The 13,144-nt window shown below is 67.5% G+C and carries 15 protein-coding genes; 12 read left to right on the top strand and 3 right to left on the bottom strand.

Annotated features, from left to right (window positions below):
• Window positions 1–17 precede the first annotated feature (17 nt).
• The 4 genes from QGN32_RS21710 (at window position 18) to QGN32_RS21695 (ending at window position 4,310) form a co-directional block, all read left to right on the top strand.
• Window positions 18–698, top strand: a complete 681-nt coding sequence (locus tag QGN32_RS21710) for a response regulator transcription factor (protein ID WP_317150857.1) — start codon at window positions 18–20, stop codon at window positions 696–698.
• Entirely contained in the window at window positions 695–2,104 is a 1,410-nt protein-coding gene (locus tag QGN32_RS21705; protein WP_317150858.1) for a sensor histidine kinase, read from the top strand. The genes QGN32_RS21710 and QGN32_RS21705 overlap by 4 nt, the downstream gene beginning before the upstream one ends.
• Window positions 2,105–2,835: 731 nt before the next feature.
• Complete coding sequence (locus QGN32_RS21700) at window positions 2,836–3,279, top strand: ArsR/SmtB family transcription factor (RefSeq protein ID WP_326546244.1); 444 nt, start codon at window positions 2,836–2,838, stop codon at window positions 3,277–3,279.
• Window positions 3,276–4,310 (top strand): cation diffusion facilitator family transporter, encoded by a 1,035-nt coding sequence (locus QGN32_RS21695; RefSeq protein ID WP_326546243.1) that lies wholly within the window; start codon window positions 3,276–3,278, stop codon window positions 4,308–4,310. The genes QGN32_RS21700 and QGN32_RS21695 overlap by 4 nt, the downstream gene beginning before the upstream one ends.
• Window positions 4,311–4,688: 378 nt before the next feature.
• Here QGN32_RS21695 and QGN32_RS21690 read toward each other — a convergent pair whose 3' ends face one another.
• Entirely contained in the window at window positions 4,689–5,399 is a 711-nt protein-coding gene (locus tag QGN32_RS21690) for a DUF1326 domain-containing protein (RefSeq protein ID WP_112557570.1), read from the bottom strand.
• A 304-nt stretch (window positions 5,400–5,703) separates the two neighbouring features.
• Between QGN32_RS21690 and QGN32_RS21685 the strand changes: the two genes are divergently transcribed.
• The 5 genes from QGN32_RS21685 (at window position 5,704) to QGN32_RS21665 (ending at window position 8,593) form a co-directional block, all read left to right on the top strand.
• Window positions 5,704–6,009, top strand: a complete 306-nt coding sequence (locus QGN32_RS21685) for a rhodanese-like domain-containing protein (RefSeq protein WP_317150843.1) — start codon at window positions 5,704–5,706, stop codon at window positions 6,007–6,009.
• Window positions 6,010–6,396: 387 nt separating this feature from the next.
• Window positions 6,397–6,810, top strand: a complete 414-nt coding sequence (locus tag QGN32_RS21680; protein ID WP_326546242.1) for a hypothetical protein — start codon at window positions 6,397–6,399, stop codon at window positions 6,808–6,810.
• A 273-nt stretch (window positions 6,811–7,083) separates the two neighbouring features.
• Window positions 7,084–7,371 (top strand): SHOCT domain-containing protein, encoded by a 288-nt coding sequence (locus tag QGN32_RS21675; RefSeq protein ID WP_112557567.1) that lies wholly within the window; start codon window positions 7,084–7,086, stop codon window positions 7,369–7,371.
• A gap of 5 nt (window positions 7,372–7,376) precedes the next feature.
• Window positions 7,377–8,081, top strand: coding sequence for a hypothetical protein (locus tag QGN32_RS21670; protein ID WP_326546241.1), 705 nt, complete (start codon window positions 7,377–7,379; stop codon window positions 8,079–8,081).
• Window positions 8,082–8,170: 89 nt separating this feature from the next.
• A complete protein-coding gene (locus QGN32_RS21665; RefSeq protein WP_112557566.1) occupies window positions 8,171–8,593 on the top strand; it encodes a DUF302 domain-containing protein in 423 nt (140 codons plus the stop codon).
• A gap of 594 nt (window positions 8,594–9,187) precedes the next feature.
• Here the strand turns inward: QGN32_RS21665 and QGN32_RS21660 are convergent.
• Window positions 9,188–11,149 (bottom strand): heavy metal translocating P-type ATPase, encoded by a 1,962-nt coding sequence (locus QGN32_RS21660; protein WP_326546240.1) that lies wholly within the window; start codon window positions 11,147–11,149, stop codon window positions 9,188–9,190.
• On the bottom strand, window positions 11,146–11,514 hold the full coding sequence (locus QGN32_RS21655) for an ArsR/SmtB family transcription factor (RefSeq protein ID WP_326549198.1): 369 nt from the start codon (window positions 11,512–11,514) through the stop codon (window positions 11,146–11,148). The genes QGN32_RS21660 and QGN32_RS21655 overlap by 4 nt, the downstream gene beginning before the upstream one ends.
• Window positions 11,515–11,643: 129 nt before the next feature.
• Here QGN32_RS21655 and QGN32_RS21650 point away from each other — a divergent pair, with 129 nt between their 5' ends.
• The 3 genes from QGN32_RS21650 to QGN32_RS21640 all read left to right on the top strand — a co-directional run bounded on the left by QGN32_RS21650 (window position 11,644) and on the right by QGN32_RS21640 (window position 13,052).
• A complete protein-coding gene (locus QGN32_RS21650) occupies window positions 11,644–12,270 on the top strand; it encodes a class I SAM-dependent methyltransferase (RefSeq protein WP_112557621.1) in 627 nt (208 codons plus the stop codon).
• A complete protein-coding gene (locus tag QGN32_RS21645; RefSeq protein ID WP_165827634.1) occupies window positions 12,270–12,422 on the top strand; it encodes a hypothetical protein in 153 nt (50 codons plus the stop codon). Before QGN32_RS21650 ends, QGN32_RS21645 begins: the two co-directional genes overlap by 1 nt.
• A 147-nt stretch (window positions 12,423–12,569) precedes the next feature.
• The gene (locus QGN32_RS21640; protein WP_326546239.1) at window positions 12,570–13,052 is read left to right on the top strand and encodes a methyltransferase family protein; all 483 of its coding nucleotides are present in this window, start codon (window positions 12,570–12,572) and stop codon (window positions 13,050–13,052) included.
• The last annotated feature ends 92 nt before the right edge of the window (window positions 13,053–13,144 follow it).

Below are 13,144 nucleotides of genomic sequence, written 5' to 3'. Positions count from 1 at the left end.
ACGCCGATAATGCGGACGTGCAGGTGCTCGTGATCGAAGACGACGAATCGGTGGCTGCCGGGCTGTGTGACGGCCTTCGCAGAGCCGGCTTCGACGCGCGCCGCGTGGCCACGGGGGCCGAAGCGCTGGCGACCATGGCCGCGTCCGGTCCGCAATTCGTGTTGCTGGATCTGGGGTTGCCCGACATGGACGGCACCGACGTGTGCCGCGCCCTTCGGGCCCGCTCACAGGTACCGATCATCGTGGTCAGTGCCCGCGGCGACGAGATCGACCGAGTCGTGGCGCTGGAGATGGGCGCCGACGACTATGTGGTCAAACCGTTCGGCATGCACGAGCTAGTGGCACGTATCCGGGCCGTCATCCGCCGTACCGGCGGGCCGGACGGTCACCCCGGCCAGCCGGCGACCACCCGCTCGATCGGCCCCCTGACTATCGACCGGCGCACCCAGCGTGTGCATCTGGGCGGGCGGGAGGTGCACCTGACACCAAAGGAGTTCGACCTCCTTTATTACCTCAGTGAGGATCCCGGCGCGGTTTACCGGCGATCGGAGATCCTGCATCAGGTGTGGGGCGCCAGTTGGTACGGCACCTCCAAGACCGTCGACGCGCACGTGGCCGCCATCCGCAAGAAGCTCGGCGACCCGCGGTGGATCGAGGCGGTTCGCGGCGTGGGCTTCCGCATCGGGATCTCGTCGTGAAGTGGCGGCTGATGGCCGCATTCATGGCCGTCACCTGCCTGGTCGTGGTGGTCCACGACGTCCCGCTGGGCAACTACCTGCAGCGGGTCGAGCACGAGCGCATCGTGACGGCGCTGGAACGCGATGCGTTTCTGCTCGCGGGTCGCAGCGAGGAAACGCTCGAAGCGGCCGCGACACCGGATCCGCGCGTCGTAGCCGATGTACACCGATACCGGCAAGCCAGCGGAGCGCGGGTGGTCGTGGTCAACGCCGCCGGCGACGCCGTCGTGACCTCAGACGACGATCAGTCCGCCGCCGGCGGCTCCTACCGGTCGCGCCCGGAGATCGAGACGGCGCTGTCGGGCGACATCGCCACCGGACAACGTCATTCGGTCAGCCTGGGCACCGACCTGCTCTATGTCGCGGTGCCAGTCGTCAGCGGTGACCGGGTGCTGGGGGCGGTGCGTCTGACCTATCCGACGCAGGTCATCGCCGACAAGGTGCGCGGGCAGATACGCATGCTGTGGCTGATCGCCGGCATCACGGTGCTGCTGGCGGGTGTGGTGGCGTTCGTCCTCGCCGGCACGGTCACGCGCCGGCTGCAGCAACTGCGCCGCACGACCGAACTGCTTGCCGACGGACGGCTCGACGCGCGAACCTCACAACGAGGCGGGGCCCCCGAAATCCGCAGCCTGGCAAGGTCGGTAAACCAAATGGCCGATCGGATCGAAGATCAGCTTCGCCAGCAGCGCGCATTCGCCGGCGACGCCTCTCACCAGCTGCGCACACCGTTGACTGCGCTGCGCGTGCGATTAGACAACGCCGCCGACCTCGTCGAGGCCGACCCCGAAGCCACGCGTGAGACCGTCGCGGCAGCCCAGAACGAGGCATTGCGCCTCCAGCAGATCGTCGATCACCTGCTGGTACTCAGTCGCGCCGACGACGCGGCGATCCCGCGGCAGGAGATCGACCTCGCCGCCCTTGCCCGCGCGCGCGTCGAACAATGGCAGGCGCTGGCCGAGGAATCGGGGGTACACATCGTCGTGACGGCTCCAGGAACGGCCCTCGTGTTGGCTGTGCCCGGAGCCACCGAGCAGATCATCGACAATCTCATCGACAACGCCCTGGCGGTCGCCCCGCCCGACACCACCATCGAGCTGACCGTCGCAGCGGCTGTCGGTAGCGATGCCGTGGATCTGCACGTACGGGATGAGGGTCCCGGCATGTCTGCACAGGACTGCGCTCGAGCCTTCGACCGCTTCTGGCGGGGATCTACAGACACCGCCGGCAGCGGACTGGGCCTGGCCATCGTCGCCCGGCTCGCCCAAGCCAGTGGCGCCACCGCTGATCTGACGCCACGCCCTCACACCAGGACCCGAAGCGGGCTAGACGCGCATGTGCGGTTCGAGTCGTCCGCCCACTCGTAACGCCCGAGGCTCGCGCTGTCCCATCGGATGCCGGCGCTAGCCATGGACGAGTTGCCGACAAGGGCGGTGACCAGCATGGCCAGCCCGCCCCCCATAACGATAACGACGCACAACGCGGGTCGGCCAGCGCGGTTCCGGCGATCCAGGCGCCCACGATGCCGACGGTGGCTAGACGGTGTGACGAGGCTGGGGCCTCACTGCATGTGAACGTGGGTTGCCGACAGGAATCGGTTGCGTCCAGCAGAGTGGTGTACGAGTCGGACCTGATCGGCGGTACCGGCGTGTCGTAGCCGAGTGATTGAAGGTCATCGCATGATTCTTCGAGGGACCGAACAGCAACCGAAGCCGAATCCACCGAGGGAGCGTCGTATCCGATGCCAACCCCTTAAGCAGCCGCAAAAGGTCCGGACCAGCCGCAGGGCCTCGCGTACACCGACAGCATCGGGTCTGAGCAGCAGCAGGGTGGCCACGACGCTCAACCACAACAACGCCATGCCGGCCATTACACCGAGGACCACCAGCCAGCCGTCCACGCTCGTCAATACTGTTGCCTCCCCGCCGACTTCGTCCGAGCGTCCACCCACCAGGCCCGTCTGACAGGCCGCGCTCCGGTCTGCTGACCACCCATGTCGCTGCAGGGGTGGTTCGCAGGGCCCTTCGCCGGGGCGGAAACCTTTGTCGTGGCCTGACCCCTGTACACCATTCCGCAATGTGTATCCTACTATCTGCATATGAATGCAGACAGCGACGGCGTGTGCCGGCGGGCGCTGCCCCGCGATCAGGTGGACCTGGTGGTCGAGGTCTTCCGGATGCTGGCAGACACCACCCGAGTGCAGATCCTGTGGGCACTGGTCGACCGGGAGATGTCGGTCAACGACCTCGCCGAGCACGTCGGCAAGCCCGCCGCTTCCGTCTCACAGCATCTGGCGAAGCTGCGGATGGCGCGACTGGTTCGCACTCGCCGTGAGGGCACGACGGTCTTCTACAGCTTGGACAACGATCACATCGGACAGCTGGTCACCGACGCGGTGTTCAACGCCGAACACGCCGGCCCGGGAGTGCCGGGCCACCACCGCAGCGCCGAGGAACTACGAAGCCTGCACTCGGACAACAACACCGAATCGCGCACGGCTCCCGGCTCGGCGATGACACGACGGAAAGGACGCCGCGAATGACTCCTGACGGCGAACCGATCACCCGTGACCACGACCACCCGGCCGACCACGACCACAGTCACGGCCACGGACATCACCACGACGCGCGCGGCGGCAGAATCGGCGCCGCCCTACGGGAGGTGTTCGCCCCACACAGTCACGACGCATCGGACAGCATCGACGGAGCGCTCGAGTCCAGCGCCGCCGGCATCCGGGCGGTGAAGATCAGTCTGCTCGCGCTCGCCGCGACGTCGGTCGCGCAGGTGCTGATCGTGGTGATCTCGGGATCGGTTGCGCTACTCGCGGATACGATCCACAACTTCTCCGACGCCCTGACCGCCATTCCACTGTGGATCGCCTTCGCACTGGGCACCAAAGCCGCCACCCGGCGCTACACCTACGGTTTCGGCCGCGCCGAAGACCTCGCCGGACTATTCGTCATCGCGATGATCACGCTGTCGGCCGTCGTCGCCGGCGTCGAATCGATCCGCCGCCTCATCAACCCCGTTCCCATCCAGCACGTCGGCTGGGTCGCCGCCGCGGGACTGGTCGGGTTCATCGGCAACGAACTGGTCGCGGTCTACCGCATCCGCGTCGGTCGCCGAATCGGCTCGATCGCCCTGGTCGCCGACGGCCTCCACGCACGCACCGACGGATTCACCTCACTGGCCGTGCTTTTCGGCGCCGGAGGCGTCGCGCTGGGCTTCCCCCTCGCCGACCCCATCATCGGGCTGCTCATCACCGCCGCAATCCTCGCCGTCCTGCGCACCGCCGTCCGAGACGTGTTCCGCCGCCTCATGGACGGCGTCGACCCCACCCTCGTAGACGCCGCCGAAGCCGCGTTAGCAGCAGAACCGGGAGTCACCGCCGTCCGCACAATCAAGATGCGTTGGCTCGGGCACCGCCTGCACGCCGACGCGGAACTCGACATCGACCCGGCCACGAGCCTGGCTGACGCCCACCGCATCGCCCACGGGGCCGAACACACCCTCACTCACGCGCTGCCCAAGCTGTCTAGCGCTCTCGTACACGCCTACCCCGCCGCCCCGTAGCCGGCCCCTTCATGCGGGAGGCGCCACGGAGACCTGATGTTGCGGAGCGCGGTGGCCCCAACGGTTCGGCTGTGAGGCCATGCCGTCACACGCGAGCAGGACCGGTTCGGTGATCACGGTTTGGCCGGTCGAGGTGAGTGCAGTGATGCGCGCGGCGGTGTTGGCGAAGGGGCATGGCCCTTGGTGCTCGGCGGCCGTGCGGGATTGCGGAGGGCTGCTCGGCGAATGGCGAAACGCACGACTGGGCGCGAATCCGGCTTAGTGGCAGACACCGGTGGCTGTCGTCAAAGCCGGGCGGTGCCGCAGGACGGGCGGGTTGGCCGCCCAGGGACCGTTGTTCCCTGGGCGGCCTTCATCGGTCGTTGCGCGCCGCCATGGTCAGGCATGGCACTTGCATGACGACCCCTCACTCGTCGTGGATTCCTGCTGGCGTGCGTCACCGCCGTCGGGTCGCCAATCGAACGGAAAGTGCTTACTGGAACCGCCGCGGTACTCGTGCGACCACTGGAAGCCGACAGCATGATCGCGTTCGACGACGCCCCATGTGGCGACCTGACCGGGGCCAACCTCAGCGCCCGGTGCGTTGATTGTGGTGACCCGCCGGTTCGGATCCGACGTGGGCCCGGTCAGCGCGGCGACCCGCACATCGACCTTGGTCGGGATCTCGGCGCGCCAGTAGGCCAGATCGTCGGCGGCCTCGAAGGTGATCGGCGCGTACTCGATGTCGCGCAAATCGGCAATGAGGCTTGCGAATTCGGCTGGCCAGCCGCCTTCCTTGCCGGTGAAGATGCGCTTCAATGCCTCACGCTGGTCGGTGTCGGCGTTGTCGTCGATATAGAACATCAGCTTCATCATGGCGTTGGGGTCACCGACCCACATGTTGCCGGTGAACTCGCCGAGGGAGACGACGTTGAGTCCCGCTAGATCCACCTGATCGAAGTAGCCATCGCGGATATGCCACACGAGGGTGAACAGGCAGTCCCCGTGGGTGGGCTCTTGAGCAAAGCTGCATGGGCAGGGCAGCTTGCAGCTACACACGTCGAACCAGTCGCCGCGCAGATGCCAGTCGACGGCTGTTGTGGTTGTCATCGTTCTCTCGTATCTATACCCCCCGGGGGTACTATTACCATAGGGACGTTAGCCGTCGACGCAGTTGGGCGCAAGTACCCTCAGGGGGTATATTGCGAGTATGCGTGGATCGACCCGCCGCAGTCGCGTGGAAGCCTCTCGGCCGCAGTATCAGCAGCCGGGGCAGCCGGTAGTCCCTGCGTCTCCATCGCGATCCGTTGTCGCGACTCTCACAGCCGCTGGCTTGCTCGTGTTGCCGGCGTGCGCGTCGGGAGTTCCACCCCGGATGTCAACATCGCAAACCCAGGCCTCGAGCACCGCCCGCTTGGTCGATCCCGACGAATTCTCCGCAGTGATCGCCGAACCTGATCGGGTGACGGCAAATGTTCATGTGCCGTTCGAAGGCGATATCGCTGGCACGGACTTGTCGATTCCTTTCGATCAGATCGCGGCGCAGGCTGGTCGACTCCCAGCCGATCGCTCTACCCGGTTGGCCATCTACTGCCGGTCTGGACCGATGAGTGCAATCGCGGCTGAGACGCTCCGCGATCTCGGCTACACCGATGTTGTCGAACTTCGCGGCGGCATGCGCGCCTGGCAGACCGACGGCCGCCCGCTGATTGGTGTTTGACCACCCCTCTGGAGCGCACCGCTTATCTGTAACGGGGACGGTGAGACCGATCGCTGCCGTTGGTAGGAAGGCGAGTTACATGTGTGCTATCCGGCCGGGCCGGGTGTGCTGACCGTGCGCATGTGTAAGACGCGTGTCAGGGGCCTGGCTTGGACCCTCGCATGAACAGACATGTTGTCCATTGGGGTGGTCGACAGAAGCCAGGCGCCACCGAAGGGAGTACACGGTGAACGCTCCTGCGGAGCGTTCGTGGCGACCGCCACGATCTCCAGATCGATCCAGAGCTCGTCAGTCGATCGGTATTGCTGAGCTAGTGGTTCAGTGAAGATTCGATGAAGAACGCAACGTCTCGATTCATCGCTGGGGTGGCGTAGGCATGATCGAGTCATGACCGAAACGCCCGAATCCCGGAACGAACCGACAGCGGTGGCCACCGAGAAGGGGCGCGGGGAGCTGCCGCCTGGATCGGACCATCCCAATAGGCTCACCCAGAGCGCGGCATGGGTGGGTATCGCTGCTGGTGTCGTGTTTATCGTCGCGGTGATCTACTTCTCCGGGTTCTTCGTCGGAAAGCAGTACGACGGCGGTCACCGCGACGGACGCGAAATGTATTGCCCCCGCGGGATGATGGAGCGCGGCGGGATGATGGGGCCCGGTCAGACGATGGGGCCCGGCGGGATGATGGGGCCCGGTCAGACGATGGGGCCCGGCGGGACGATGGGGCCCGGCGGGATGATGGGGCCCGGTCAGCAGCTATCGCCGACACCAACTCCGGCCGCGCCAACCACACCCCCGCGGTAGAGCTTTCAGCCTGTCATTCGTGCAGGTCGGTTGTGGCCAGTTCGGAGTGCAGCACGGTGAAGATGCGGTCCGACGTTTGGGGGGCCGCGTGCCACCGCAACGTCAGCAGCAAGTAGTCGCATTTGTGCTGGTGGCCGGGCGTCGGGGATTGCGTGCGGGGGCCGTTTGGGGGTGGGGACTGAGGACTATCGGCCCCTACACATCGTCGTGTCGTGGGGGCATTCTGGTGCCCAGCGTGTGATCCGGGTTCGGCGATGATAAGGAGAACGGTCGATGATGCATGGTGGCTGGATGTGGGGCGACGGCTATGGCTGGGGCGGCTGGGGCGGCTGGATCCTGATGGCGCTGGTCATGATCGTGTTTTGGGCGTTGGTGATCACCGCGATCGTGTTGGCTGTGCGCTACTTCGCGGGCGGGGGCTCCGCACAGGGCCGGGCTGGTGGCGGGCCGACCTCAACCGGTGGTCGAGCCGAGGATGTGCTGGCCGAACGCTACGCGCGTGGTGAGATCGACGACGAGGAATACCGGCGGCGTCTGACACTGATACGCGAGCATCGGTGATCAGTATGGGTGCCCACCGTCTTCGGCTGATCATCGGCATCGCGGCTGCCGCCCTGGTGCTGGGGGTGGGCAGCACGGCGGCGTTGGCGGCGTTCGCCGGGCCGGTCGGCCCGGGCCGCGCCGCACCAGCTGGTACCCCGTCTCCGTGGTCGTGCGCGGCGCCCGAGCTGACCGGTACGGTCGTCGATGTCACCCTGGCCGATATGGGCGGCATGATGATGGGCCCCGGCATGATGAGCCCAGGAATGACGGGTCCCGGGATGATGGGCCCGGGCATGATGGGGCCAGGCTGGAATCGCACCTATTCTCCGGGGGCGCCTGCTGACGGCTCGTGGCCGGGCGCGTACCCGTGGCCGGGCATGGGCATGATGCGGGTTGTCCTCAACCCCTTGACAGTGCCAGCGGGCCCGGTGTCGTTTCGGGTGCGCAACACCGGGATGATGATCCATGAGATGACGGTGCTGCCGCTGGGTCCGGGCCGCTCGCCGGGACAGCTGGACATCGACGCCAACGGCCAGGTCGACGAGTCCGGCGCCGTGGGGCATGCCGAGCGCACCTGCGCCGAAGGCGAGGGTGATGGCATCCTGCCCGGCAGCATCGGCTGGACCACCGTCACGTTGCAGCCCGGCCGCTATGAGGTGCTGTGCAATATCGCGGGCCACTACGGGGCGGGCATGTACACCGAACTCGATGTGGTCGGCAACCGCTGATTGGTCGCGGCAACAAGGTATTTGAGTTTAGTAGCGGACGCGGTCAACCTGCCGTGTGGTCCTGCGGGAGACAAGAAGGGGATCGAGGAATGAGTATTGCGTTGTCGACTACGCTGCACACGTCGTTCGCCGACGCGGTGGATCGCACCCGGAAAGCATTGGCCGAGCAGGGGTTTGGCGTGCTCACTGAAATTGATGTGAAGGCGACATTGAGGGCCAAGCTCGGAGCCGACATGGAGGATTACCTGATCCTTGGTGCCTGCAACCCGCCGCTGGCCCATCGAGCGATCACCGTGGACCGCCAGATCGGCTTGCTGTTGCCCTGCAACGTGGTCGTGCGCGCCGACCCCGGCGCCGAGGGCACCGTGATCGTGGAGGCGATGAACCCGGGGCTGCTGGTCGAGGTGAGCGGCGAAGCCGATCTGCAACCGGTGGCCGACGACGTCACCGCAAAACTTCAGGCTGCCATCGATTCCCTCGCTGAATCGCAGGCACCTTCCGCGGCGCGGTAAGCCTCACTGCACCGCCACCGGCCCGCCAGGCGTTACATCGCATCGGTGATTGATTTCGCGCGCCGAGGGATTCGCTCTGCGGGCGCGGATGCGACGGCTCGGGGGTTGTCGCCCTAATCGTGTGTTATTCGTCGACTGCGTCTGGGTCGAAAGGCTCTACGGTCATCGCGTGCTGGGCAGCGAGAGTGAAATGAGGCGCCCGCGCTGACCGTTGAGCGGGCTGTTCGACGAAAGGTGACGGGTGAGCAGCGTGTTCACCAGACGCGCAACGATCACCGGTGTGGCCATCGCCGCGCTGGCGACCTCGCTTCCGGGCGCGGGGCTAAGTGCCGGCACTTCAACCGCTTTCGCCCAACCCGCGGGTGGCGTCTCATTGACCAGCGGGCCGTATCCCGCCCAGCCATGGGACCCCAATTGTTGGTGGCCTGACGGCAGCTGGAACCCTGACTGCGGGCCAGCACCCACGTGGGGGCCGGGCACGGGCCCTGGACAGTGGGGACCGGGCATGATGGGCCCCGGACCGTACGGGCCGGGGTGATGGGTCCAGGGTCGTGGGGGCCGGGCATGATGGGCGGCTACTAACGCCGCGAAACCTCACCCGAGGGCGGTGGGGGTCAACACCTTCCGGTGGCTGCCGGTGGGGATCTGGATCGCAGTGGTGCGTCCGGCGCGCACACCGTTGGCGATGACGATGACCTCGGCCAGTTCGTGCACCAGCACGACGGCGGCCAGGCCGAGCACCCCGGACAGTGCCAGCGGGATCAGCGCGGTGATCAAAGCGAGCGACAGGCCGATGTTCTGCCACATGATGCGTCGGGCCCGGCGGGCATGGGTGAACGCGTGGGTGAGGTGGCGCAGGTCTTCACCCATGAGCGCGATGTCGGCGGTCTCGATGGCCACATCGGTGCCCATCGCTCCCATCGCGATGCCCAAGTCGGCGGTGGCCAGCGCGGGTGCGTCGTTGACGCCGTCGCCGACCATCGCCGTTGGGTATTGGGCACGCAGCTTTGTGATCAGCGCGGCCTTGTCCTCGGGACGCAGTTCGGCATGCACCACGTCGATGCCGACCTCCTGGGCCAGTGCGGCGGCGGTGGCGTGGTTGTCGCCGGTGAGCACCACCACCTGGTAGCCATCACGACGCAGCTGCTCGACGACCTGGCGGGCTTCGGGGCGCAGTTCGTCACGCACCGCGATGGCGCCGATGAGCTGGTCGTCGTCTTCGACCAGCACCGCGGTCGCGCCGGCCTGCTGCATCTGCTCCACCTGCGCGGACAGCGATGCGGGGTTGATCCAGCCCGGCCGGCCCAGCCGAAGAGCGTGTCCGTCGCGGTGGCCGATCAGCCCGGCGCCGGGCACCGCCTGCACCCCGCTGGCGGGGGCGACCTGACCGGCGGCGGCCAGGATGGCCGCTGCGAGGGGATGTTCGCTGCGGCCCTCCAGCGCGGCCGCCATGTCGAGCACCTGGTCGCGGGTGGCGCCGTTGGTGGTGGCGATGTCGATGACGGCGGGCCGGTTCGCGGTCAGCGTGCCGGTCTTGTCCAACGCCACCGCTCGGATTGCGCCGAGCGCCTCCAGGGCGGCGCCGCCCTTGACGAGCACACCGAGCTTGCTGGCCGCGCCGATCGCGGCGACCACGGTCACCGGCACCGAGATCGCCAGCGCACACGGTGAGGCCGCCACCAGCACCACCAGGGCCCGCTCGATCCAGGTCGTCGGGTCACCGAACACGCTGCCCACCACGGCGATGACCGCGGCGGTGATCATGATGGCGGGTACCAGGGGTTTGGCGATGCGGTCGGCCAGCCGCTGAGAGGCGCCCTTGCGGGCTTGCTCGGCCTCCACGATCCGCACGATCCTCGCCAGCGAGTTGTCGGCGGCGGTGGTGGTGACCTCGATGGCCAGTACGCCGGTGCCGTTGATCGACCCGGCGAACACCTCGTCGCCGGGTCCGGCCTCGATGGGCATCGACTCGCCGGTGATCGCCGACACGTCCAGCGCGCTGTGCCCCTCGGCGATGATCCCGTCGGTGGCGATCCGCTCACCGGGTTTGACCAGCATCCGGTCGCCGACCGCCAGTTCGGTTGGGGCGACGACGATTTCGGCGCCCTCGCGCACGATGGTGGCCTGGACGGGTACCAGTGACAGCAGCGCGCGCAGGCCGCGGCGGGTGCGCGCCAGCGCGTATTCCTCCAGGCCCTCGCTGATGGAGAACAGGAACGCCAGCATGGCAGCCTCGCCGACCTCGCCGAGAATCACCGCACCGACCGCGGCGATGGTCATCAGCGTGCCCACCCCGATCTGGCCGCGCACCAGCCGGTGCAGCGTCGAGGGGACGAACGTGAACGCCGCCACCGCCAGCGCCGCCGCATATAACACCAGTTCCACCGGCGCGGGCCCGTCGGTCCAGCCAACCAGGTAGCCGGCCAGCAGCAGCACCCCGGCCACCGCGGCGGCGCGCAGCTCGACGACCTGCCACAGCCGTTCGGGTTCGCCCTCGACCTCGTCGCCCTCGCCGGGGCGGGGTTGGTCGTGGCCGCAGCCGCAGGCCTCAGTCATCGGGCCGCCTCCCCAGCCGTGGGGTGCCCGTAGTTCGGGCACAGCGCGACCGCGCTGCCGGTGGCCTCCAGCACCGTCTCAGCCGCCATAAACAAGTCCAGCAGCTCGACGCAGGTGAGCCGATACACCGACGCCCGGCCTTGGGGCCGGTAGTCGACCAGCCCGCAGTCGCGCAGACACGCCAGATGCGCCGACACCGTGGACTGGGCCAACCCCAACTCGGTGGTCAGATCCACCACCCGCGCCTCCCCGAGCGCCAGCCGACGCAGGATCGCCAACCGGGTCGCATCCGACAGGCTGTGAAACAACGCCGTCGCCGCATCCAACGACACCGGCTCCGCCGTCACCGGCTCACCGCTTTTCATCGCCACCTGACGATGATAACGTTCAACTATATTGATCGGGCAAATCCGACAATATCGATTGAACACGATACCGCTGCAGTCGGTTGGGCGAGGAGACGCGAGGCACACCGTGGGAACGACACCATGTTGATGAACCGGGCCGAGACCGCGCTGGTGACCTCGCCGCCGCGGCGGTGGCTGCAATCCTGCTATGAGGTGCCGGTGCTGCTGCGGTTCGGCGGCCGGCTGCTCCCGGGATCGCGGGCGCTGGAGATCGGCTGCGGCTCCGGATACGGCTCGCAGCTGATCGTGGAGCGATTCGGTGCCGCCACGGTCGACGCCGTGGACCTCGACCCGGTGATGATCGGCCGGGCCGGGCGGCGCCTGGCCCGCTACGGCGATCGGGTTCGGCTGGCCCAAGGCAGTGCCACCGACCTGCGCACCGCGTTGGATGCCGCAGACGGCAGCTATGACGCGGTGTTTGACTTTGGGATCGTGCACCACATCCCGCACTGGCGCACCGCGCTGGCCGAGGTGACCCGGGTGCTGAGACCGGGAGGCCGGTTCTACTTCGAAGAAGTCACCGCCCACGCCCTGGCCCGGCCCACCTACCAACGGCTGTTCGACCACCCCACCGAAGACCGGTTTGCCGCCGAACAGTTCCTTGACGAACTCACTGGGCGCGATCTGGTGGTGCTCGGATCGATCACCCGCATCCACGGCGATTATCTGCTCGGCGTGGCCGCCAAACCGGTCCCGGCCGGGGGTGAGGCGTGATGGCCATCGCCGCCTTGGTGATCTTCGCGGCGATGATGCTGCTCGACGGCGCACTGCGCCGGCACATCCAACTGGGCCGCACCGGCGACAGCGGCAACCGGCGCACCTGGCGCCCCGATCGCTCGCTGGAGTGGTGGGCGCGCTGGCGGTGACCGACCTCGGCTGGCTGCTCGTCGGTGTCGGCGCGCCGATCGCCGACCTGGCCGGCCTACCGCCGCTGGTTGTCCTGAACCAGCCGGTGATGCGCGGTCTGGGAGTCGCCATCGCGATGCTGGGGCTGCTCTGCGGCTTCGGCGCAGATGTCCCTCGGCGATTCATGGCGGATCAGCCTCGACCAGAGCGAGCGCACGGGCCTGGTCACCAACGGCGCCTACAGGGTGGTGCGCAACCCGAACTTCGCGGCGTTCCTCGTCGCATTCCTCGGCTTGGCGCTGATGGTGCCCAACCCGGTCGCCCTCGCGGGGCATCGTGATCACCGTGATCGGAATCCAGGTGCAGGTGCGCCTGGTCGAGGAGCCCCACCTACGCCGTGTCCAGGCGCGGCCTACACCGACTACGCCTCGCGGGTGGGCGTTTCCTGCCCGGGATCGGCCGCCTACAACCCGAACGTGCGCACCGGAGTTGACCATGTGGCACTCAGCCGCAACCGGGAATCCGGAACACCGTTGGGGCACAGCCGGATTCGTCCGCGTTCAGCCCCCTGCACACCACACCACACACCACGAGAAGCCAAGGAGGTGACCCGAGATGATCGACAAGCCATTGCCCTGCCGCTGCGATGACCCCAGCTGCCCGCCATGGGTATGCGGACACCAATGCTGCTGACCGCCTGCTGCTGGTGGCGAGTCAACGCTTGCCACCAGCATGGCGGCCG

Source organism: Mycolicibacterium sp. ND9-15 (assembly GCF_035918395.1).
Taxonomy (GTDB): Bacteria; Actinomycetota; Actinomycetes; order Mycobacteriales; family Mycobacteriaceae; genus Mycobacterium.
This window is presented reverse-complemented; position numbering and strand designations above follow the sequence as displayed.

What these genes read in the sequence shown, in the direction of transcription:
- QGN32_RS21700 (WP_326546244.1), top strand. Translation starts at nt 2,836, where the DNA reads ATGAATGCAGACAGCGACGGCGTGTGCCGGCGGGCGCTGCCCCGCGAT.
- QGN32_RS21695 (WP_326546243.1), top strand. Translation starts at nt 3,276, where the DNA reads ATGACTCCTGACGGCGAACCGATCACCCGTGACCACGACCACCCGGCC.
- QGN32_RS21690 (WP_112557570.1), bottom strand. Translation starts at nt 5,399, where the DNA reads ATGACAACCACAACAGCCGTCGACTGGCATCTGCGCGGCGACTGGTTC.
- QGN32_RS21680 (WP_326546242.1), top strand. Translation starts at nt 6,397, where the DNA reads ATGACCGAAACGCCCGAATCCCGGAACGAACCGACAGCGGTGGCCACC.
- QGN32_RS21675 (WP_112557567.1), top strand. Translation starts at nt 7,084, where the DNA reads ATGATGCATGGTGGCTGGATGTGGGGCGACGGCTATGGCTGGGGCGGC.
- QGN32_RS21670 (WP_326546241.1), top strand. Translation starts at nt 7,377, where the DNA reads ATGGGTGCCCACCGTCTTCGGCTGATCATCGGCATCGCGGCTGCCGCC.
- QGN32_RS21665 (WP_112557566.1), top strand. Translation starts at nt 8,171, where the DNA reads ATGAGTATTGCGTTGTCGACTACGCTGCACACGTCGTTCGCCGACGCG.
- QGN32_RS21660 (WP_326546240.1), bottom strand. Translation starts at nt 11,149, where the DNA reads ATGACTGAGGCCTGCGGCTGCGGCCACGACCAACCCCGCCCCGGCGAG.
- QGN32_RS21655 (WP_326549198.1), bottom strand. Translation starts at nt 11,514, where the DNA reads ATGAAAAGCGGTGAGCCGGTGACGGCGGAGCCGGTGTCGTTGGATGCG.
- QGN32_RS21650 (WP_112557621.1), top strand. Translation starts at nt 11,644, where the DNA reads ATGAACCGGGCCGAGACCGCGCTGGTGACCTCGCCGCCGCGGCGGTGG.
- QGN32_RS21645 (WP_165827634.1), top strand. Translation starts at nt 12,270, where the DNA reads ATGGCCATCGCCGCCTTGGTGATCTTCGCGGCGATGATGCTGCTCGAC.
- QGN32_RS21640 (WP_326546239.1), top strand. Translation starts at nt 12,570, where the DNA reads ATGTCCCTCGGCGATTCATGGCGGATCAGCCTCGACCAGAGCGAGCGC.